Annotated in this window: 15 protein-coding genes; 5 read left to right on the forward strand and 10 right to left on the reverse strand. The window is 73.5% G+C overall.

What is annotated here, in order from left to right; genetic code table 11:
• Nucleotides 1–27: 27 nt before the first annotated feature.
• The 3 genes from ACTMTB_RS10160 to ACTMTB_RS10170 form a co-directional block, all read right to left on the reverse strand.
• The gene (locus ACTMTB_RS10160) at nucleotides 28–795 is read right to left on the reverse strand and encodes a 3-oxoacyl-ACP reductase (RefSeq protein ID WP_441144422.1); all 768 of its coding nucleotides are present in this window, start codon (nucleotides 793–795) and stop codon (nucleotides 28–30) included.
• A 5-nt stretch (nucleotides 796–800) separates the two neighbouring features.
• Nucleotides 801–2,147 (reverse strand): aldehyde dehydrogenase family protein, encoded by a 1,347-nt coding sequence (locus ACTMTB_RS10165; protein ID WP_246158795.1) that lies wholly within the window; start codon nucleotides 2,145–2,147, stop codon nucleotides 801–803.
• A 108-nt stretch (nucleotides 2,148–2,255) separates the two neighbouring features.
• Complete coding sequence (locus tag ACTMTB_RS10170; protein WP_441144424.1) at nucleotides 2,256–3,620, reverse strand: glutamine synthetase family protein; 1,365 nt, start codon at nucleotides 3,618–3,620, stop codon at nucleotides 2,256–2,258.
• A gap of 352 nt (nucleotides 3,621–3,972) precedes the next feature.
• Here ACTMTB_RS10170 and ACTMTB_RS10175 point away from each other — a divergent pair, with 352 nt between their 5' ends.
• On the forward strand, nucleotides 3,973–5,097 hold the full coding sequence (locus ACTMTB_RS10175; protein WP_441144426.1) for a PQQ-dependent sugar dehydrogenase: 1,125 nt from the start codon (nucleotides 3,973–3,975) through the stop codon (nucleotides 5,095–5,097).
• A gap of 24 nt (nucleotides 5,098–5,121) precedes the next feature.
• Here ACTMTB_RS10175 and ACTMTB_RS10180 read toward each other — a convergent pair whose 3' ends face one another.
• The 6 genes from ACTMTB_RS10180 to pcaF form a co-directional block, all read right to left on the reverse strand.
• Nucleotides 5,122–6,714, reverse strand: coding sequence for an amino acid permease (locus ACTMTB_RS10180; RefSeq protein ID WP_441144428.1), 1,593 nt, complete (start codon nucleotides 6,712–6,714; stop codon nucleotides 5,122–5,124).
• A 25-nt stretch (nucleotides 6,715–6,739) separates the two neighbouring features.
• Nucleotides 6,740–8,146 carry an RNA-guided endonuclease TnpB family protein gene (locus tag ACTMTB_RS10185; protein ID WP_441144430.1) on the reverse strand — a complete coding sequence of 469 codons (1,407 nt, stop codon included), beginning with the start codon at nucleotides 8,144–8,146 and terminating at the stop codon, nucleotides 6,740–6,742.
• A gap of 392 nt (nucleotides 8,147–8,538) precedes the next feature.
• On the reverse strand, nucleotides 8,539–9,039 hold the full coding sequence (locus ACTMTB_RS10190) for a DUF456 domain-containing protein (protein WP_441144432.1): 501 nt from the start codon (nucleotides 9,037–9,039) through the stop codon (nucleotides 8,539–8,541).
• A gap of 76 nt (nucleotides 9,040–9,115) precedes the next feature.
• Nucleotides 9,116–11,284, reverse strand: a complete 2,169-nt coding sequence (locus ACTMTB_RS10195) for a putative bifunctional diguanylate cyclase/phosphodiesterase (RefSeq protein ID WP_441144434.1) — start codon at nucleotides 11,282–11,284, stop codon at nucleotides 9,116–9,118.
• A gap of 7 nt (nucleotides 11,285–11,291) precedes the next feature.
• Nucleotides 11,292–12,110 (reverse strand): SAM-dependent methyltransferase, encoded by an 819-nt coding sequence (locus tag ACTMTB_RS10200; RefSeq protein ID WP_441144437.1) that lies wholly within the window; start codon nucleotides 12,108–12,110, stop codon nucleotides 11,292–11,294.
• Nucleotides 12,111–12,371: 261 nt separating this feature from the next.
• Nucleotides 12,372–13,577 (reverse strand): 3-oxoadipyl-CoA thiolase, encoded by a 1,206-nt coding sequence (gene pcaF, locus ACTMTB_RS10205; protein ID WP_154943525.1) that lies wholly within the window; start codon nucleotides 13,575–13,577, stop codon nucleotides 12,372–12,374.
• A gap of 110 nt (nucleotides 13,578–13,687) precedes the next feature.
• Between pcaF and ACTMTB_RS10210 the strand changes: the two genes are divergently transcribed.
• The 4 genes from ACTMTB_RS10210 (at nucleotide 13,688) to ACTMTB_RS10225 (ending at nucleotide 18,051) form a co-directional block, all read left to right on the forward strand.
• Nucleotides 13,688–14,653, forward strand: a complete 966-nt coding sequence (locus tag ACTMTB_RS10210) for a glutathione S-transferase family protein (RefSeq protein ID WP_441144440.1) — start codon at nucleotides 13,688–13,690, stop codon at nucleotides 14,651–14,653.
• A complete protein-coding gene (locus ACTMTB_RS10215; protein WP_441144441.1) occupies nucleotides 14,646–15,317 on the forward strand; it encodes a DUF998 domain-containing protein in 672 nt (223 codons plus the stop codon). The genes ACTMTB_RS10210 and ACTMTB_RS10215 overlap by 8 nt, the downstream gene beginning before the upstream one ends.
• Nucleotides 15,318–15,522: 205 nt before the next feature.
• A complete protein-coding gene (locus ACTMTB_RS10220; RefSeq protein ID WP_441144994.1) occupies nucleotides 15,523–16,818 on the forward strand; it encodes a dicarboxylate/amino acid:cation symporter in 1,296 nt (431 codons plus the stop codon).
• Between the two features lie 165 nt (nucleotides 16,819–16,983).
• Entirely contained in the window at nucleotides 16,984–18,051 is a 1,068-nt protein-coding gene (locus tag ACTMTB_RS10225) for an NADH:flavin oxidoreductase/NADH oxidase (protein WP_441144443.1), read from the forward strand.
• A 111-nt stretch (nucleotides 18,052–18,162) separates the two neighbouring features.
• On the opposite strand, the gene ACTMTB_RS10230 is transcribed toward ACTMTB_RS10225, so the two are convergent.
• Nucleotides 18,163–21,666, reverse strand: coding sequence for an ATP-binding cassette domain-containing protein (locus ACTMTB_RS10230; protein ID WP_441144445.1), 3,504 nt, complete (start codon nucleotides 21,664–21,666; stop codon nucleotides 18,163–18,165).
• Nucleotides 21,667–21,766: the final 100 nt, after the last annotated feature.

A 21,766-nucleotide genomic window follows, 5' to 3' on the forward strand; every position in this document is an offset into this window, starting at 1 on the left:
CTCGCAGACCCGGCTCACTCCTCGCGCTCACAGTGGCGTGACGTACGCGCCGGTGATGCCGCCGTCTACCACGAACTGCGCGGCGGTCATGAACGACGCGTCGTCGCTGGCCAGGAAGGCGACCGCGGCGGCGATCTCCTCCGGGGCCCCGAACCGCCCCATCGGTACGTGCACCAGCCGGCGGGCGGCCCGCTCCGGGTCGGCGGCGAAGAGCTCCAGCAGCAGCGGGGTGGCGACCGGGCCGGGGCAGAGCGCGTTGACCCGGATCCCCTCCCGGGCGAACTGCACGCCCAGCTCCCGGGTCATCGCCAGCACCCCGCCCTTGCTCGCCGTGTACGCGATCTGCGAGGTGGCCGCCCCCATCAGCGCGACGAAGGAGGCGGTGTTGATGATCGAACCCTTGCCCTGCCGGCGCATGTGCGGGATGACGTACTTGCAGCAGAGGTAGACGCTGGTGGTGTTGACCCGCAGCACCCGCTCCCAGGCGTCCAGGCCGGTCTCCAGGATCGAGTCGTCGTCGGGCGGGGAGATGCCCGCGTTGTTGAACGCCACGTCGACCCGGCCGTGCCGCTGCACCACGCCGTCGAAGAGGTCCCGGACGGACGCCTCGTCGGCCACGTCGCAGGCGACGAACTCGCCGCCGACCTCGTCGGCCGCCCGCTTGCCGGCCTCGGTGTCGATGTCGACGCAGACCACCCGCGCGCCCTCGGCGGCGAAGCGCCGCACGGTGGCCAGCCCGATCCCGCTGCCCGCCCCGGTCACCACGGCCACCCGGTCCTGAAGTCGTCCCTGCACGCTCGTCACTCCTCTGTGCTGATGAACACGTTCTTGACGTCGGTGAAGGCGTGCAGCGCGTCCGGGCCCAGCTCACGGCCGAGGCCGGAACGCTTCATCCCGCCGAACGGGGTCCAGTAGCGCACCGAGGAGTGCGAGTTGACGCTCAGGTTGCCCGACTCGACGGCGCGGGCCACCCGCAGCGCCCGGCCGACGTCCCGGGTCCAGACCGACCCGGACAGGCCGTACTCGGTGTCGTTGGCCAGCCGCACCGCGTCGGCCTCGTCGTCGAACGGGAGCACCGACACCACCGGCCCGAAGACCTCCTCCCGCCAGTGCCGGTCGGCCGGCGACTCGGCGAGCAGCACCGTCGGGGCGTGCCAGTAGCCGGGGCCGTCGGGGCACGAGCCGGTGAAGGCGACCTTCGCGCCGTCGACGTACCCGGCGACCCGGTCCCGGTGCGCGGCCGAGATCAGCGGCCCCATCTCGGTGCTCTCGGCGGCCGGGTCGGCCACCCGGAAGGCGCGCACGGCCGGTTCGAGGAGTTCGAGGAAGCGGTCGTACACGCTGCGCTGGACCAGGATCCGGGAGCGGGCGCAGCAGTCCTGGCCGGCGTTGTCGAAGACCGCGTACGGCGCGGTGGCCGCCGCCTTCGCCAGGTCCGCGTCGGCGAAGACCAGGTTGGCGCTCTTGCCGCCCAGCTCCAGGGTCACCCGCTTCACCTGTTCGGCGCAGCCGGCCATGATCCGGGTGCCGACCTCGGTGGAGCCGGTGAAGCAGACCTTGCGCACGGCCGGGTGGGTGACGAACCGCTCCCCCACCACGCCGCCCTGCCCCGGCAGCACGGTGAACACCCCCTCGGGCAGGCCCGCCTCGACCGCCAGCTCGCCCAGCCGCAGCGCGGTCAGCGGGGTCAGCTCGGCGGGCTTGAGCACCACCGTGTTGCCGGCGGCGAGCGCCGGGGCGAAGCCCCAGCCGGCGATCGGCATGGGGAAGTTCCACGGCACGATCACCCCGACCACGCCGAGCGGCTCGTGGAAGGTGACGTCCAGCCCGCCCGGCACCGGGATCTGCCGGCCGGTCAACCGCTCCGGGGCGCCGGCGTAGTAGTCGAGCACGTCCCGGACGTTGCCCGCCTCCCAGCGGGCGTTGCCGATGGTGTGCCCGGCGTTGTGCACCTCCAGCCGGGCCAGCTCCTCCAGGTGCGCGTCCACCACGGCGGCGAACCGGCGCAGCAGCCGCGCCCGGTCGCCCGGCGCCACGCCCCGCCACCTCTCGTACGCCCGCGCGGCCCGCTCGATCGCCGCGTCCACCTCCGCCGGCGAGCTGGCCGGCACCTTTCGCAGGATCTCCCCGGTCGCCGGGTTCCGCACGTCGGTCACCCGTCCCACCCTGCCCTCTCCACGGTGTCTGCGCAGCTGTCGTCCCGGCGCGTCGCGCCCGTCCCGCGCCGGCCCGACGGGCGGCCGAGGCGGGCGGCCTCAGAGGCGTTCGAAGCCACGGACGAGTTCCCAGTCCGTCACGGCGGCGTCGAAGGCGGCCAGTTCGACCTTCGCCTGGTTGGCGTAGTGGGCGACCACCTCGTCGCCGAAGGCGTCCTTCGCCACGGCGGAGGACTCCCAAAGGGTGCGGGCGTCGCGGAGGGTGGCGGGCACCCGCTCGGCGGCCGGGTCGTCGTACGCGTTGCCCCGGCACTCCTCGCCCAGCTCCAACTCCCGTTCGATGCCGTGCACCGCCCCGGCCACCAGGGCGGCGATCGCCAGGTACGGGTTGACGTCCGCGCCGGGCACCCGGTTCTCCACCCGCATCCCCTGCCCGTGCCCCACCAGCCGCAGCGCGCAGGTGCGGTTGTCGGTGCCCCAGCGCAGCGCGGTCGGGGCGAACGAGCCGGGCTGGTAGCGCTTGTAGGAGTTGACGTTCGGCGCGAAGAAGAGGCTCAGCTCGCGCATGGTGTCGAGCAGCCCGGCCAGCACCCGCTGCCCGGTCACCGACAGGTGGGCGGGCCCGTCGCCGAGCATCGCGGAGCGGCCGTCGGCGTCGCGCAGCGAGAAGTGGATGTGGCAGGAGTTGCCCTCGCGGGCGTTCGGCTTGGCCATGAAGGTGATCGACATGCCCTCCTGGGCGGTGATCTCCTTGGCCCCGTTCTTGTAGATGACGTGGTGGTCGGCGCAGGCCACCGCCTCGTCGTACCGGAAGGCGATCTCGTGCTGGCCGAGGTTGCACTCGCCCTTGGCGCTCTCCGGGGTCAGCCCCGCGCCGGCCATCTCGGTGCGGATGCGGCGCAGCAGCGGCTCGACCCGGGCGGTGCCGAGCAGCGAGTAGTCCACGTTGTACTGGTTGGCCGGGGTCAGCTCGCGGTAGCCGCGCCGCCAGGCGTCCTCGTACGAGTCGCGGAAGAGCACGAACTCCAGCTCGGTGCCGGCGTACGCGGTCAGCCCGTGCGCGGCCAGCCGGTCGAGCTGGCGGCGCAGGATCTGCCGGGGTGAGGCGATCACCGGCCCGGAGCCGTCCAGCCACTCCAGGTCGGCCAGCAGCATCGCGGTGCCCGGCTGCCAGGGCACCCGGCGCAGGGTGGCCAGGTCCGGTCGCATGGCGAAGTCGCCGTAGCCGCGTTCCCAGCTCGACATGGCGTACCCGTCGACGGTGTTCATGTCGACGTCGACCGCGAGCAGGTAGTTGCAGCCCTCGCTACCGTGCCGGACCACCTCGTCCAGGAAGAAGGGAGCGTGGAACCGCTTGCCCTGCAACCGGCCCTGCATGTCGGTCAGGGCCAGCACCACCGTGTCGATCTCGCCGCCCCGGATGGCGACCCGCAGTTCTTCCAGCGTGAGCGGAGCTTTCCTCATCGGCGAGTCTCCATCACCAAGGTCTACCGGCCTGGCGGATCACCGTCAATGCCCCGGGCCGGCCCCCCGGCAAACCAGGTCGACCGGCTGATCGGGCAGGACCGGCTGATCCCCGCCGTCCGGGCCGCCTCCGACGCGGCCGCTCATCGTTCACTCCACCTCGCCGGGGTGGCGGTATCCGAGGCCCGCCGACACCCCCACCTCGGCGTACCGGAGTCGATCACGGCGCGGGTGACCCGCAACTATTCCCAGGTCAGAGGCGTTCTGCTCAGCAGCGGGCCGTCATCATCCAGGCCTACCGGCAAACCGGCAGTGCCCCGGCGCGGTCGGGGACGAAACCGAGGGAGGTCACATGCGTCGGATCGTCGCCGCCGTCGCCGCCGTGCTCGCCGTCGGGCTGGGCGCCACGGACGCCCGGGCGGATCGGCAGCCGCCGGTCGGGACCGGACGGCCGCCAGTCCCAGCCGGCTTCGATTTCACGAACCCGCAGGTGGTCGCCGCCGGCCTGGAGGCGCCCTGGGGGCTCGACTTCCTGCCCGACGGCAGCGCGCTGGTGGCCCAGCGCAACCTGGGCACCGTCGTGCGGGTCCGGCCCGGTGCCCCGCCACGTCAGGTCGCCCGGATCGCCGGCGTGGTCGCCGGTGGGGAGGCGGGCCTGCTCGGGCTGGCCGTCTCCCCCAGGTTCCGGCGGGACCGGCTGGTCTACGTCTGCTACACCACCGCCTCCGACATCCGGATCGCGCGGTTCCGGCTCCACGCGCCACAGTCCCTCCAGGTGATCCTCAGCGGTATCACCCGGGCGGCCGCCCATGACGGCGGCCGAATCGCGTTCGGCCCCGACGGCATGCTCTACGCCGGCATCGGTGACGCCGTCGTCCCCGCCAACGCGCAGAACCTGGCCAGCCGGAACGGCAAGATCCTGCGAATGCGGCCGGACGGCGGGGTGCCGGCGGACAACCCGTTCCCCGGTTCGCTGGTCTACAGCTACGGTCACCGCAACGTGCAGGGTCTCGCCTGGGACCGGCGGGGGCGGCTGTTCGCCACCGAGTTCGGCCAGAGCACCTGGGACGAGGTGAACCGGATCGTGCCGGGCGGCAACTACGGCTGGCCGGTCGTCGAGGGCAGAAGCGGCGATCCCCGGTTCCGCGACCCGGTCGTCGTCTGGTCACCCGCGGAGGCGTCACCGAGCGGGGCGGCCTTCGCCGCTGGCACGCTGTTCGTCGCGGCGCTGCGGGGAGCGCGGCTCTGGGCCGTACCCGTTGACGCCGCCGGTCGGGTCGGCACGCCGACCGCCGTCTTGCAGGGGGCCTACGGTCGCCTGCGTACCGTCGAGGTGGCCCCGGACGGCGCGCTCTGGGTGACCACCAGCAACCGGGACGGCCGGGGCAGCCCGGCGGCGGACGACGACCGCGTCCTCCGCTTCCCGGCCGGGGCGCGGCAGCCGCAACCCCCGGCGCTCCTCGTCGGCGCCGGGTGACCCGGCGCCGACGAGGGGGGCGGGTCAGGCCGGCTCGTCGGCCCGCGCGGCGTCGGTGGCCGCTCGCGGCGCCGGCAGGTCGACGGTACGGCGGGGGCCGGTGAACCACTTCCGGGCCGAGGCGTACCACCAGACGGCGACCAGCAGCAGCAACCCGCCCACGGCGAGCGGCGCGTAGTTCACCGCCGACCAGCTGAAGTCGGCGTTGCCGGGTACCCCGGCGGGGACGATCGGCAGCACGAAGTAGACCGAGATGACCGCGATCTCGATCACCGCGATCCAGCCGAGCAGCTTGTACTTCGGGCCGAGCGTCCACGGCCCGGGCTGGAACCGGTCCCCCATCCGCAGCCGCAGCGCGATCGGGATGACGAACGACAGGTAGAGCCCGAGCACCGCCACCGAGACCACGGCGTAGAAGGCGACCGGGATGCCGGACGGGCTCTCGTAGAGGGCTGGCAGGGTGAGCACCAGCCCGGCCAGGGTGGCGCCGATGATCGCGTTGACCGGGGTGCCGTTGCGGTCCACCTTCGACCAGAGCCGCCAGCCGGGCACCGCGCGGTCCCGGCTGAACGCGTACGTCATCCGGCTCATCGAGGTCACGCAGCTCATTCCGCAGAAGAACTGGCCGATGGTGGAGATGATGATGACGGCCTTGAAGAAGAACGGCGTCAGCGCGGTCTCGAAGATCGCCCCGGAGAAGCCGCCGGCCTCGTTGATCGCGTCGACGTCGGTGGCGGCGAAGAGGAAGGCCAGCAGCAGGATCCAGCCGCCGACCGCGGAATAGAAGATCGACCGCCAGAGTCCCTTGGCGGCGGCCTGGGACGCGCCCCGGGTTTCCTCGGAGACGTGCGCGCAGGCGTCGAAGCCGGTGATCGTGTACTGGGTGAGCAGGAAGCCCAGTGGGAGCACGTAGAACCAGAAGGTCAGCCCGCCGGTGTCGCCGTCGCCGAAGCCGGAGTTGTTGAACCGCTCGGTGAAGACGAACGTGAAGCTCTGGTGGTCGTCCGGCACCAGCAGCAGGATCGCCACCACGGCCGCCGCGCCGGCCACGTGCCACCAGACCGAGACGTTCTGGAGCACGTCGATGATCCGGTGCCCGAAGATGTTGATCAGCCCGTGCAGCACCAGGATGATCACGAACAGCAGGAACGCCTGGCGCAGCGTCCCCGCCCAACCGTCGAAGAGCGCCGACAGGGTCAGGTTGAGGAAGGTCGCGCAGCCGTAGTCCACCGAGGCGGTGACGGCGACCAGCCCGATCAGGTTGAGCCAGCCGGTGAACCAGCCGTGCACCGGGCGGCCCATCTTCGCCGCCCACCAGTAGATGCCGCCCGCCGTCGGGTACGCCGAGACCAGCTCGGCCATGCAGAAGCCGATGATCAGGATGAACAGCGAGATCAGCGGCCAGCCCCAGGAGATGGCGACCGGGCCGCCGTTGTTCCACGCCTGACCGAAGGTGGTGAAGCAGCCGGCCAGGATCGAGATGATCGAGAACGAGATGGCGAAGTTGGAGAAGCCGCTCCACTTGCGGCGCAACTCCTGCTGATAACCGAGTTCGGCGAGCCGTCGGGCGTCGTCGTCCATCGGTTGCTCGGCGGTCGGCGAGGGCGTCGTGGCCACTGCACACCTGCTTCCTCTCACTTGCTCATCGCTGAGCGGATCGGATACTTCGCTCTCCGCCCACCAGGGGTGGGCTGGAGTCCTGGATCGGCAGTCTGATCCGTTGGCGATCGGCCCGTTCCTGCAAGATCTGCTTCACCCGCTGGCGCGAGGTGTGCAGGGCGATGTCGGAATCGCCTAGTCGTCGCAGGATGTTGATCGCAGCGTTCACGTCGGCCTGCCACACGACCCTGCATCGGGTGCAATAAAGCCGGTCTCCGCCGCGGCGGGCGAGGCCACCGCAGCGGTGACAGGCTTGTGACGTGTAGGCAGCGTTGACGTGCACGAGCACAGAACCTCTGCGCTCCGACACACTCCTGAGCGCCTCCGCAGTGATCCCTTTGGTCCACGCGGCCAAGCGCCGATTGGTGTTCTTGCCGAGCGACCTGCGCCCGGCGAAGGTCTTGCTAAGGTCCTCGGCGACCACGGTGGCGGCCTTGTCGACGACGCGGTGCACCGCGGTGAACGTCTCCGTACGCACCATCGCCTCCCACCGGACGCGTCGACGGGCGCGCTTGGCGGTGCCCAGGTTGTTGCAGGCGATGCGGTCCGCCTTGGCGTGGTCGCCACGCGCCCGGGCGGTGTTGGCGATCGAGCGCAGCTTGGCCCGGCGCTGGCCCTTGTTCTTGCGACGGTCGGACTCCGCCCTCAGCAAAGTGCCGAGTTCAGTGCCGTGATGGTTGCCGTCAGAGTCGGTCAGCACCTCGCTGTAGCCCTTGTCCACACCCACAGTGGCACGCCCGCACGGCACTTGGGAGGTCCTCATGGTTGCGGCGTCTATCTGATGGTGCACCTCGACCCTGCCGTCGCGCAGAATCAGGCGCAGCGTTCCCGTGGGGGCGACGGTGCTGTTCAGCGGAATCCGGACCATCTGCCGCCGGTGCAGACCGGGGACAGCAAGCCATAGCCGGCCACGCCCGTCAACGACGCAGTGGTGCTTGTCGGCGCGGACCAGGATTTGGTTGTGCGTGCGGTTCTTGCCGCGCTTCCAGTGCTTGCGCATCTGCCGGGCCAGGAACGGATCGTGCGCCCATCGGTCGGCATTCAACACCGCATACAGCCGTTTGCGCTCCTGCAAGTCACCGGTGCGACGGGTTATCGCACGGCGTACCTCGGCCTTTGCCGAGGCCATGTTCGCCGCAATGTCGGCCATCGCGTCTCGGACGGTTTCCTTCCAGGCGTTTGCCAGGACACCGAACCGTTCGTGGGTGCCGTCACTCAGCCACCGGTCCCGGACCTGGCGGTCCCTCAGCCCGGCGCCAACCCCGCTCACGGAGCCGTAGCGCTGCCACACTTCACTGCGCACCTGGCCCAGCCGGCGGGCCTGCTCGAACAGGGCCGCGTACTTGCCCGGGTTGATCCGGTGCGAGTAAGCGATCCGGGTGACCTGCACCGCTCCTCCGAGGGGTGGCTGGTGTACGAGTGCGCCCGAGTCTCGTCTCGTCGATCACCACGGTCAATCGGTCGCGAGTCCCGATGTCCACAAATTGCGTTGCCGCACGAGGCGCTCCGGCCGCATCCTTGTGCCTGTGACCAGGCCCGATCGCGACGGGCCCACCACCGGGCGCTCGGCAACGCCCGGTTCGCGGCGGCGCGGGGCGCTCACCTCTCTCTCACTCGTACGGCAATACGCCGTACCCGACGGGCACCCCGCGCCGCCGCTTCTCCTCCCTGTCCCTCACCTCTCCCCTCCCCCCGTCAATCTAGGGCTGATGGTTGCTCCTTGATCTCCATCAACGACAAGAAGCCTTGGATCGTCGCGGCCAGAGGGGGGAGCGCCCACGGTCAGGCGAACAGCAGGCCGGCGACCCACAGCGCGGCGACGACCAGCCCGGCCAGGAACTCCACCAGCATCGACAGCCCGGCCGCCTTGAGGGCCTGCACGGTCGCCGGCCAGGCGAGCTGGTTGCTGCCCAGGCGCAGCCGCTCGGCGCCGAACACCCCGCCGACGAAGCCGAGCACCAGCCCCACCACCGGGATCACGAAGAACCCCACCAGCCCGAGCAGGCCGCCGGCGAGCAGCGACGAGGTGGGCACCCCGGTCCGCTTCAGGTTCCGCCCCGGCCAGGCGTACTTGACGACGGTCCCGCCGGCGGCGACCACGGTGGCCGCGGCGAGCACCACCCACCGGCCCGGGCCCGCGCCGCCGAAGAGCGCCCAGACCAGCACGCCGCCCCAGCACAGCGGCAGCGCCGGCAGCCCGGGCACCACCACGCCGGCCAGTCCGGCCAGGATCGCCAGCGCGGCCACCACCGACACGGCCGCCTGTGCATCGGTCAGGCCCACGCCGCCTCCGCCCGTCGCCCACGGCCCCCGGCGGGACCACCACCCGGGTACGCCCCGCCGCGCCCGACCCGAGCGCTCACGCCGCCGCCTCCCCGCCGCGCAGCCGGGCGGTGATCTCCTCCGCCGGCATCGGCGGGCCGAACCAGCGCCCCTGGCCGGTGTCGCACCGCAGCGCCCGCAGCCGTTCGGCCTGGGCGGCGGTCTCCACGGCCTCGGCGGTCACCGACAGCTCCAGCGCGTGCGCGAGCCGGACCAGGGCGTCCACGATGCGCTCGTCCCGGTGCTCGCCGGGGGCGTCCGGGTCCTCGGCCCGGATCCCCTCGACGAACGGGCCGGCCAGCTTCAGGCAGTGGATCGGCAGCCGCCGCAGGTACGCGAGGTTGGAGTAGCCGGTGCCGAAGTCGTCGATGGCGAGCCGGACACCCAGCCCGGCGAGCCGGCGCAGCGAGCGCAGCGGCTCCCCGGCGGTGCCCATCACCGCGCTCTCGGTCAGCTCCAGCTGCAACAGCTCCGCCGGCAGGCCCGTCCGGCTCAGCGCGCCCGCCACGGTGTCGACGATGGCCGGGTCGTCGGCCTGCCGGGCGGCCAGGTTGACGCTGACCACCAGCGGCTGCGCGGGGAACTCTCGGTGCCAGGCCCGGGCGTCCCGGCAGGCCTGCCCCAGCACCCACTCGCCGAGCCGGACGATCAGGCCGGTCTCCTCGGCCAGCCCGATGAACCGGTCCGGCCCGACCAGGCCCAGCTCCGGGTGCCGCCAGCGCACCAGCGCCTCCACCGCCAGCATCTCGGAGTCCAGCAGCGAGACGATCGGCTGGTAGTGGACCACGAACTCGTCCCGGTCCAGGGCGGCCGGCAGCCCGGCGGCGAGCGCCGACCGGGCGATGTCGGCGGCGCTGCGCTCCGGGTCGTACACCGCCCAGCGGCCCCGGCCCTCCGCCTTCGCCCAGTACAGGGTGGTGTCGGCGGCCTTCATCAGCTCGGAGGCGCTGGTCTCCGCGGCCGGGCACTCCACCACGCCGACGCTGGCGGAGACCGCGAGCTGCTGGTCGCCGACCAGCACCGGGGCGGAGACGGCGGCCAGGGCCAGCTCGGCGACGCCGACGGCGTCGTCCAGCCCGTCGCCGCCGTCGACCAGGATGACGAACTCGTCGCCGCCCATCCGGGCGACCAGGTGGCCCTGCCCGGCCACGCAGTCGGCGAGCCGGCGGGCGATGGTGATCAGCAGCCGGTCGCCGAGGTCGTGGCCGAGGCTGTCGTTGACCGCCTTGAAGCCGTCCAGGTCCAGGAAGCAGACGGCGATCCGCTGCTCCGGACCGGCCCGCTCGAAGCACCGTCCCAGGGTCTCGAAGAACAGCGTCCGGTTGGGCAGGCCGGTCAGCGGGTCGTGCAGGGCCTGGAACCGCAGCCGCTGCTGGAGTTCGTACCGCTCGGTGATGTCCTCGATCATCGCCACCGTGAACCGGGGGCGTCCGTCGTCGTGCCGGATCAGTGAGACCGCCAGGTCGGTCCAGACGACGGTGCCGTCCTTGCGGTGGTAGCGCTTCTCCACCCGGGCGTGGTCGTGCTTGCCCTCGATCAGCTCCTGGTACAGCTCCCACATGCCGGCGGCGTCGTCGGCGTGGAACAGCGACGCCACGTTGATCTGCCGCAGCTCGTCGACGGGGTAGCCGAGCATGTCGGCGAAGGACTGGTTCACCTCGATGATCTGCCCGTCGATGCCAGCGATGCCGATGCCGATCGCCGCGCCGGTGAAGACCGCGCGGAAGCGCGCCTCGCTGTCGCGCAGCGCCCGCTCCACCGCGTCCCGGGCCTGCCAGGCCGAGCGGGCGATGCGTTCCTGCTGGCTGAAGGTCCGGTTGCGCAGGGCGCGGGCGAACCCGGCCGCGAGCGCCCCCTGCAACGCCGCCACCCGGTCGGCGACGTCGGCGGGGTGGACCCGGTCCGGCAGCACCTGTGCCAGGAACCGGTGGCCGAGGGCGTGCACCGACCAGTCCAGCACCCGGGGCTCGGTGAGGTGCGCCTCCACCAGCGCCCGGCCCACGTCCTCCGCCGGGGTGGCGGAGAACTGCCGGGCCAGCACGGCCTGGCCCAGCCGTACGGTGTGGACGAGCAGCAGCCGCTCGGTCTCGTCCGCGCTCAGCGGCACGAAACCGAGTCGACGCACCGCCCGGGCCCAGTCGGCGGCGTACCGCTGGGCGCCGGGGCGGTGGAGATCGTCCCCGCCGGAATCCGGGACGGCGGCCATGTCGGACTCAGCCGGCGGCTCGGTCGTACCGGGCGACGCCGCCGAAGGCGCCGAACCGCTCGGGGTGCTCGTCCACGTCGGAGGGTGAGTCCGGCCGCCACAGCGGCATGTGCACCACGCCCGGCTCCAGGATCGTCCAGTCGCCGAAGAAGCCGGTGATCTCGGCCCGGGAGCGCAGCGTGATCTCGGTGGCGGTACGCGCCGACAGCCGCTGCGCGTCGAGCATCTCCTGGGGCTGGTCCTCGAAGGTCGAGTGGGAGATGACCAGGAAGCTGCCGGGCACCGCGGCGGCCCGCAGGGCGGCGAGGATGTCGGCCGGGCGGTCGGCGTCGGGGATGAAGTGCACCACCCCGGCGAGCAGGATGCCGACCGGGCGGCTGAAGTCGATCAGGCCGCTGGCCCGGGCCTCGTCCAGGATCAGCTTCGGCTCCCGCAGGTCGGCGTGGATCGCGGTGGCCCGGTCGTTGCCGGCGAGCAGTTCCCGGCTGTGCGCCACGGCCACCGGGTCGATGTCGACGTAGACGATCCGGGCCTGCGGGTTGGCGGCCTGCGCCACCTCGTGCACGTTGCCGACGGTGGGGATGCCCGAGCCGATGTCGAGGAACTGGTCGATGCCGGCGTCGAGCAGCACCCGGACGGCCCGGCGCAGGAACTCCCGCCCGGAGCGCATGGTGGCCGCCAGGTTCGGCGTCATGCTGGCGATCTGCTCGGCGAGCTGCCGGTCGATCTCGAAGTTGTGCGCGCCGCCGAGGAAGTAGTCGTAGACGCGGGCCGCGCTCGGCCGGCTCAGGTCTATCTCGGCGGGAGTTCCGTCCGGCATCTGCATCGGTTCGCCCCAGTTCGTCGCCGCGGTGCGGGAGGGCACCGGTGTCCGGACGCGCGCAGGCACGCGGAGGCGACACCGGCCGACCCGCGGAAGGTGTGGTGCTGACCACTCTAGGCGCGTACGCCCGAGCGCGGGAGATCCACATTTGGACGGTGATCACCTGTCCGCCCGACAGCGTCCCGGCGGCGGTGACGTGCCGGTGCCCCGGGGCCCGGGACACCGGCGGCCGCCCGACCTCGCGCCGCCGACCGGCGCGACGGGTCAGGCGGCGGACTCCAGCATCAGCGCGATGCCCTGCCCGACGCCGATGCACATGGTGGCCAGCGCCCGCCGGCCGCCCCGGCGGCGCAGCTCCAGCGCCGCGGTCAGCGCCAGCCGGGCGCCGCTGGCGCCGAGCGGGTGGCCGAGCGCGATGGCGCCGCCGTTCGGGTTGACGTGCTCGGCGTCCTCCGGCAGGCCCAGCTCGCGCAGCACCGCCACGCCCTGCGCGGCGAACGCCTCGTTCAGCTCGACCACGTCGACGTCGCCGAGGCCCAGGCCGAGCCGGTCGAGCAGCTTACGGGTGGCCGGCACCGGCCCGATGCCCATGATCCGGGGCGGTACGCCGGCCGCGGCGGCTCCGCCGATCCGGGCCAGCGGGGTCAGGCCGTACCGGGCGACCGCGGCCTCGGAGGCGACCAGCAGGGCCACCGCGCCGTCGTTGACCCCGGAGGAGTTGCCGGCGGTCACCGTGCCGCCCTCGCGGAACGGGGTGGGCAGCGCGGCGAGCTTCTCCAGCGACGTCTCCCGGGGGTGCTCGTCGACCTCGACCAGCTTCGTCTCGCGCCGCCCGGCCGGCACGGTCACCGGCACGATCTCCTCGGCGAACCGGCCGTCAGCCTGCGCCTTGGCGGCCCGCTGCTGGGAGCGCAGCGCGAACTCGTCCTGCGCGGCCCGGTCGACGCCGAACTCGGCGGCCACGTTCTCCGCCGTCTCGGGCATCGAGTCGATGCCCCAGCCGGCCTTCATCAGCGGGTTGACCAGCCGCCAGCCGATGGTGGTGTCGTACACCTCGGCGGTGCGGGCGAACGGCGTCGCCGCCTTCGGCATGACGAACGGCGCGCGGCTCATGCTCTCCACTCCGCCGGCGACCACCAGGTCGGCCTCGCCGGCCACGATGGACCGGGCGGCGGTGGCCAGCGCGTCCAGGCCGGAGCCGCAGAGCCGGTTGACCGTGCTGCCGGGGACCTCCTCGGGCAGCCCGCCGAGCAGCGCCGCCATCCGGGCGACGTTGCGGTTGTCCTCGCCGGCCTGGTTGGCGCAGCCGAGCACCACGTCGTCGGTGCGGGCCCAGTCCACCGACGGGTGGCGGGCGACCAGCTCGCGGATCACGTGGGCGGCGAGATCGTCGGGGCGTACCCCGGCGAGGGCGCCGGCGTACCGGCCGATCGGCGTGCGGACTCCGGCCACGAGGTATGCCACGGTCATCGGCGCTGTCCTTCGGGGGGTGGAAGGGGCTCGGCGGCGGCGCGTCGGCCCGGGTCGCGGGGACGCCCGAGGGCCAGGATATCCGCGGGCCGAGCCGATAGGTTGACGGCATGGCCCGGGCCCAGTTCAGCGCAGAGACCGCCGGCGGCGGCGCGTTCGTCCGCCAGCCCAACCGGTTCACCGGTCGGGTCACCCCGCACTCCACCTCGCCCCCCGGGGGCGGGCCGGACGAGCAGGACCGCTGGCCGCTGGAGCCGGGCCGCTACCGGCTGATCTGGTGCCGCGCCTGCCCGTGGGCGCACCGGGCGAGGATCGTGCGCGGCCTGCTCGGCCTGGATGAGGTCATCTCGCTGGGCACGGTCGACCCGATCCGCGACGAGCGGGGCTGGCGGTTCAACCTCGACCCGGACGGCTTCGACCCGGTGCTGGGCATCGGCTTCCTCTCCGACGCGTACCTGGCCACCGACCCGGACTACACCGGGCGGGTGACCGTGCCGGCACTGATCGACACGCTCACCGGGCGGGTGGTCACCAACGACTACCCCCAGCTCACGCTGGACTTCTCCACCGAGTGGCGGCGGTTTCACGCTCCGGGCGCGCCGGACCTCTACCCGGTCGAGCTGCGCCCGGAGATGGACGCGTTGATGGCGGAGATCCACCGGGACGTCAACAACGGCGTCTACCGGTGCGGCTTCGCCACCTCCCAGGAGGCGTACGACGAGGCGTACACCGCGCTCTTCGCCCGGCTGGACGCGCTGTCGGAGCGGCTGGCCGGGCGCCGCTACCTGATGGGCGAGCAGATCACCGAGGCGGACGTCCGGCTGTTCACCACCCTGGTCCGCTTCGACGTGGCGTACCACGGGCACTTCAAGTGCAACCGGCAGAAGCTGACCGAGATGCCGGTGCTCTGGGCGTACGCGCGGGACCTGTTCCAGACGCCGGGCTTCGGGGAGACGGTCGACTTCGACCAGATCAAGCGGCACTACTACGCCACCCACGAGATGATCAACCCGACCCGCATCGTGCCGCTCGGCCCGGACCTGCACGGCTGGACCACGCCGCACGGGCGTGGCTGAGCCGGACCGGGCCGTCGGCCCCGCCCGGGCCGCCGCCGCGTCGGCCGCCGCCGGCTGTGTGCTGGCCGGCACCATCGCGGTGATCGTCGCCGTGGTCGCCGGTCCCGGTCCGGGCCTGACCGGGTACGTCAGTGAGGCCGGCGTCGCCGACAGCGCGTACGCCCCGACGTACCGGATCGGGGTCTTCGCCCTGGCCGCGGCGCTGCTGCTGCTCGCCGCCGCGCTGCCGGCGGCGCTGCGCCTCGCCGCGGCGCTGCTCGGCGCGGGCAGCGGGTTCACCCTGCTCTCCGCGGTGGTGACGTGCAGCACCGGCTGTCCGCTGCCGCCGTTCGAGGCGGCGACGGTGGCGGACCTGGTGCACGGCGGGTCGAGCATCGCGGCGGTCGCGGCGGTGGTCTTCGCGATGCTCGCGCTGGCCTGGTCCCCGGCGACGACGCCCGCGTTGCGCCGGATCTCGGCCCTGGGCGCGGCGCTGGCGCTGCCGCTGTCCGGCGTGATCGCGCTGGCCATGCTGGTCGCCGGTCGGGGCGGGTTGGTGGGCGGCCTGGAGCGGGTGCTGCTGGCGGTGACCTTCGGCTGGGGCCTGGCGGCGGCGACGGCGCTGGGCCTGCGCCGGGACCCGACCGTGACGAAGCGGTCAACGGACGGCAGACCCGCCCTGTAAGGAGCCTCACGCCCTTCGGTCCTTCCCGTTGCGCGGTGGCCGGGAGTAGCGTCGCCAGGCGATGACCAATGTCTGGCACCTCACCGTGCGCCTGTACGTCGATCTCCGACTGCAGGCCAGCGGCGTCTGTCCGGCGCGGCCCGCTCTCTGACGCCGCCCGCACCGACCTCCGACAGACCTTGGACGCATCCTCATGGCTTCCGCCCTGCGCAAGATTCCCTTTTCCGCACAGATCCTGCTCGGCCTCGTCCTCGGCGTGGCGCTGGGCTTCCTCGCCCGCGCCAATGACCTGAGCTGGCTGGCCAGCACCCTCGACACCGTCGGCGGCCTCTTCGTCCAGCTGCTCAAGCTGGCCGTCCCGCCGCTGGTCTTCACCGCCATCGTGGTCAGCGTGGTCAGCCTGCGCGGGGTGGCCAACGCCGCCCGGCTGGCGCTGAAGACGCTGCTCTGGTTCGGCGCCACCGCGCTGATCGCGGTCGGCGTCGGCATCGGCCTCGGCCTGCTCACCGACCCGGGTCGCGGTGTCTCGCTGGACACCGGCGCGGCGAGCGCCCCGAAGAAGACCGGCTCCTGGACCGACTTCCTCACCGGCATCGTGCCGACCAACCCGGTCGGCGCGTTCGTCGAGGGCAACGTGCTCCAGATCGTGTTCCTCGCCCTGGTCGTCGGTGCCGCCGCGCTGCTGGTCGGCGAGGCCGCCGAACCGTTCGTGGCGCTCAACCGCTCGCTGCTGGAGATCGTGCAGAAGGCGCTCTGGTGGGTGATCCGGCTCGCCCCGATCGGCACCCTCGGCCTGATCGGCAACGCCGTCGCCTCGTACGGCTGGGACCTGATCGCCCCGCTCGCGAAGTTCACCACCGCCGTCTACGTCGGCTGCGCGATCGTGCTGTTCGTGGTCTACCCGCTGCTGCTGGTGGCGGCCGGCCGGCTCAACCCGCTGCGCTTCTTCGCCGGCGCGTGGCCCGCCATCGAGCTGGCCTTCGTCTCCCGCTCCTCGGTGGGCACCATGCCGGTGACCCAGCGTTCCGTCGAGCGCCTCGGCGTCCCCCGCGAGTACGCCTCGTTCGCGGTGCCGTTCGGCGCCACCACGAAGATGGACGGCTGCGCGGCGATCTACCCGGCCCTGGCGGCGATCTTCGTCGCGCAGGTCTTCGGGGTGGACCTGGGCGTCACCGACTACCTGCTGATCGCCTTCGTCTCGGTGGTCGGCTCGGCGGCCACCGCCGGCCTGACCGGCGCGATCGTGATGCTCACCCTGACCCTGAGCACGCTGGGTCTGCCGCTGGCCGGCGCCGGCCTGCTGCTGGCCATCGACCCGATCCTGGACATGATCCGCACCGCCACCAACGTGGCCGGGCAGGCGCTGGTGCCGACCATCGTCGCCGCGCGGGAGGGCACCCTGGACCGGGCCGCGTACGACTCCGCCGGCCGGCGTGAGCTGGTCGACGCCGACGAGCAGCGGCCGACCCGCTCCGACGAGCTGGCGCCGGTCCCCGCCTGAGTCGCCCTTCGGGTGCGTTTCCGGTCGCTCGGGTGACCGGAAACGCACCCGAACCACGTGGACGGCCGCCGCATCCAGCGGACATCCGGCTCCGCACGCGCCACCGGTCGCGCCGGGCCCTCCCCGGCGGGTCCTGCCCATCGCCTCTCCCGGAGGATCACCGACATGAGTGCCCTGTTCACCCCGCTGACCCTGCGCGCGGTCACCCTGCCCAACCGGGTCGCCCTCGCCCCGATGTGCCAGTACAGCGCCGGCCCGGACGGCCTGCCCACCGACTGGCACCGGATCCACCTCGGCTCCCGGGCCGTGGGCGGCGCCGGCCTGATCCTCACCGAGGCCACCGCCGTCGTGCCCGAGGGTCGGATCAGCCCGCAGGACACCGGGCTCTGGTCCGACGCGCACGTCGACGCCTGGCGCCCGGTCACCGGGTTCGTCGCCGCCCAGGGCGCGGTGCCGGCGGTGCAGCTCGCGCACGCCGGGTTCAAGGCGTCGACGTACCGGCCGTGGGCCGAGCGGCGCGGCGGCGTGCCGGACGCCGAGGGCGGCTGGACCCCGGTCGGCCCCGGCGCCGAGCCGTTCCTGCCCGACTATCGCGAGCCGACCGCGCTCGACGAGGCCGGGATCGCCCGCGTGGTGTCCGCCTTCGCCACCGCCGCCGGCCGGGCGGTGGAGGCCGGCTTCGGCGCGGTGGAGATCCACGCCGCGCACGGCTACCTGCTGCACGAGTTCCTGTCCCCGCTGACCAACCACCGCACCGACGGCTACGGCGGCGACCGGACGGCCCGGATGCGGCTCACCCTGGAGGTGGCTCGCGCGGTGCGCGCCGCCGTCGGCGAGCGGGTGCCGGTGCTCACCCGGATCTCGGCCACCGACTGGGTCGAGGGCGGCTGGACCGTCGAGGACAGCGTCGTGCTCGCCGGTGAACTCGCCGCCGCCGGGGTCGACCTGGTCGACGCCTCCTCCGGCGGCGCGGCGGCCCGGGCGAGCATCCCGGTCGGGCCCGGCTACCAGGTGCCCCTCGCCGCGCGGATCCGCCGCGACGCCGGGGTGCTCACCGGCGCGGTCGGCCTGATCGTCGAGCCGGAGCAGGCCGAGCAGATCGTCGCCGGCGGCGAGGCTGACCTGGTGCTGCTCGGCCGGGAACTGCTCCGGGACCCGTACTGGCCCCGCCGCGCCGCCGCCAAGCTCGGCGCCCACCCCGGCTGGCCCGACCAGTACGCCCGCGCCTTCTGACCGTGCCCGGTCGGCCGGCCCGACCCTGATCCACTCCGGTTGCGGCGTGTCGCGGTGTCCCCGTCCAGGGACACCGCGACACGCCGCAAACCGTGGAGCATCCGGCCGGGGTCAGCCGGCCAGGTGACCCCAGTCGTCCTCCAGGTCGCGCCAGGGGCCCTGCGCGGCGACCGCCCCGTCGCGCAGCACCACCACGTGGTCGGCCCGCACCAGCGCCGCGCGTTTCGACGTCGAGCCGACCACGGTCACGCCGTGCTCGCGCAGCGCCGCCCAGAGCGCCAGCTCGGTGGTGACGTCCAGCGCCGACGAGACGTCGTCGGCCACCAGCAGCTCGGTACGCGGCGCCAGCGCCCGGGCCAGCGCCAGCCGCTGCAACTGGCCGCCGGAGAGCCGGGTCCCCTTGTGCCCGATGAGCAGCCCGAGCCCACCACCGGCGGCGGCCAGGTCGTGGTCGAGCTGCGCGGTCGACACCGCCCCGGCCGCGTCCACCTCGTGGCCGAGCGCGATGTTGTCGGCGACCGTGCCGGAGAGCACCCGGGGCAGCTGCCCGACGTACCCCACCTGCTGCGGACGCAGGAACAGCTCCGGCTCGGTCACCGGTTCGCCGTTCCAGCGCAGCGTGCCGATGTGGTGCACGATCCCGGCCAGCGCGCGCAGCAGCGAGGACTTGCCGGAGCCGACCGGCCCGACGACCAGCACCAGCTGGCCCCGGTCGACGGTCAGGTCGACGTCCCGCACGGCCAGGGTGCCGTCCGAGTGCAGGGCCCCGAAGCCGGCCAGTTCCAGCCGGCGCAGCGGACGCCGGGCCGGCGGCACGGGCGCCGGCGCGGTGCCGGCGGCCAGGTCGACCCCGGGGACCGGCGCCGAGTACGTCCCGACCCCGCACATCGCCGCCGTCCGCCGGGTCCAGACCCGCGCCGACGGGTAGTGCGAGACCAGTGACGCGGTGGTCCAGGCGAACCAGCGGGCCGCCCCGAGCGTGGAGACCGCCACCAGGGTCGCCCCGGCGGAGAGCCCACCGGCCAGGTAGAGCGCCCACGCGCCGATCGGCAGCAGGCCGCTGACCAGCGACGGCGTGGACCGTGCCCATACCTGCGCGGAGATCTCCCGGCGCTGCCGGTCGCTGCGCACGGTGTCCAGGGCGGCCAGGTGGGTCAGCACCGGCCGGGTGGCGCCGGCCAGCTTCACCGTGCGGGCCGCGGAGAGCGCGGAGACCAGCGCGGTGGCGAAGGCCGCCCGCGCCGCCACCGTGCCCCGGGCGGACCGCTCCAGCCGGGGCCCGAACAGCGTCGCCGCCAGCCCGGAGACCACCATCGTCCCGGCGAAGAAGAGCGCCGGTACGAAGCTGCCGGTCACCGCCGTCATGGTGGCCACGATCGCCAGGGCGATGAACTGGTCCATCAGGTTGTCGGCGAGCTGCACCACCCGCTCGGTGTCACCGCTCTGGGCGACCACCTCCGCCGGGGTGTGCCCGCTGACCCGGCGAGCCCCGGTCTGCCCGTGCACCAGGCGCAGGCTGATCCGCAGCATCTGGCGTACCCACCACTGCGGGAACCACAGGTTGGTGTAGAACGGCAGCGGCAGGACGACCAGCAGCGCGGCGGCGATGCCGAGCGCGGGCAGCCACGGGCTGCCGCCGTCGACCACGTCCGCCCAGAGCCAGGGCAGCACCGCGCCGTCCAGGCCGAGCAGCGTCATCACCACGAACATGGCGACCGACACCAGGCCGTACCTCGGGTCGTTGGTGCCCAGCCGGAGGATCTCCCGCATGGTGCGCGCGGGCGGCGGCGCGGGCAGCGGCGGCGGGTCGGTCTTCGGCACCGCCACGGTGGCCGGCCGCTCGACCGGCGCCGGTGCCGACGCCGACGGCTCCACCTCCCACGGGTCGCGCGGCCCGGGCAGCAGGTCCACCCCGCCCCGGCCGGCGCCGGCCGGGGCGTACGCGGCGGCGTGGCTGCTGGCCAGCAGCTCGGCGAAGCGTTCCGACTCGCGCAGCGGGCCCGCCTCCAGCACCGCGCCGTCGGCCATCACCACCACCTCGTCGCAGCGGCGCACCGAGGAAAGGCGGTGCGCGATGACGATGCCGATCCGGTCGGTGAGCAGCCGCTCGGTGGCCTGGCGCACCCGGGTCTCGGTGACCGGGTCCAACCGGGCGGTGGCCTCGTCGAGGATCACCACGTGCGGGTCGCGGACCAGGATCCGGGCGAACGCCACCAGCTGTTCCTGACCGGCGGAGAGGACGTGCCCGCCCTCGCCCAGCCGGGTCCGGACGCCGTCGGGCAGCTCGGCGATCCAGCCGGCCAGCCCCAGCTCCTCCAGCGCCCGGGTGGCGTCGTCGAGCAGGTCGGGGTCGAAGAGCGCGACGTTCTCGGCCAGCGTCCCGGCCAGGATCTCGGTGCGCTGCGGGACCACGGCCACCCACCGGCGCAACTGCTCGACGTCCAGGTCCACCAGGTCGGCGTCGCCGAGGAAGACCGTGCCGCGCGGCACGTCGACCGCGCGGGTGAGTACCTTGGCCAGCGTCGACTTGCCCGACCCGGTCCGCCCGACCAGGGCGTACGACCGGCCGCGGGCGAAGGTGAGCCGGATGTCGCGCAGCGCCGGCCCCCGCTCCCCGTCGGCGGTGTCCGGGTACTGGAAGGTGAGCCCGCGGACGCTGAGGTCGCCCTCGGCCGGGGCCGCGCCGCCCGCCGGCTCCTGCCGGGCGTCGGAGAGCAGCTGCACCCGGGCCCACGCGCCGAGCGCGTACTGCAGGTGGGGCACCCAGCGGGCGAGGTGCTCGACGGTGGCCCCGAAGGCGATGGCGAGCAGCCAGATCGCGGTCAGCCGGGCGCCGTCGATCCGGCCGGTGGCCAGCGCCCACGCCCCGCCGAGCACCACGGCGGCGATGCCGGCGCGGATCGCGCCGGCGGCGATCGTGGTGACCCGGGCGGACATCAGGAACACCCGCCGGCACCGGGCCAGCACCTCGGCGGCGCGCCCGGCGTAGAGGCGCAGCACGTACGGCCGGGCCAGGCTGGTCCGCACGTCGTCCTGGCCGTGCACCGCCTCCTCCATCACGGCGGCGAGGTCCGACCAGGCCTCCTCCTCGGCCATCCGGGCCGGGGCGATGCGCGCGGTGGGGCGACGCAGCACGACGCCGAGCAGGGCGGTGAGCAGGAGCATGCCGACACCGGCAGGCCACCAGACGAACAGGGCGCTGACCGTGGCCAGCAGGCAGACCGCCAGCCCCTGGACGAGCCGTACGCCGGTGTTCCGCAGCTCGGAGGCGACCTGGTAGACGTCGTTGTCGATCCGGTCCAGCAGCTCGCCGACCGGAGTGGTCTCCAGAGTGGTCAGGTCCTGCCCGAGCGCCACCCGGCAGAGCCGGCGGCGGACGTCGGCGGACCAGTCGGCGGTGAGCCCGGCCATCAGCAGGCCGATGACGAGATCGCTCAGGACGGCGGCGACCAGCGCCAGCACCAGCAGCGCGAAGAAGGCGGCGGACCGGTGCACCAGGACCGGACCGGCCAGGGCCGAGGCGGCGGCCTGCCCGGCGGCGCCGAGCACGATCAGGACGACCACGACCGTCATCCGGCGTGGCGCGGTGGCCCAGAGATCACGGAGCAGGCGCATGGGAGGGTCCCTCCGGACTCGGGTGGTGGCGGTACGTCCCAGCCTGGTCCTCCGGCCGCGACGATTCAACGCATTTACCGCGCCCCCACCCGCGCCCCGA

The organism is Micromonospora sp. L32 (genome assembly GCF_052068055.1).
GTDB classification, from domain to species: domain Bacteria; phylum Actinomycetota; class Actinomycetes; order Mycobacteriales; family Micromonosporaceae; genus Micromonospora; species Micromonospora purpureochromogenes.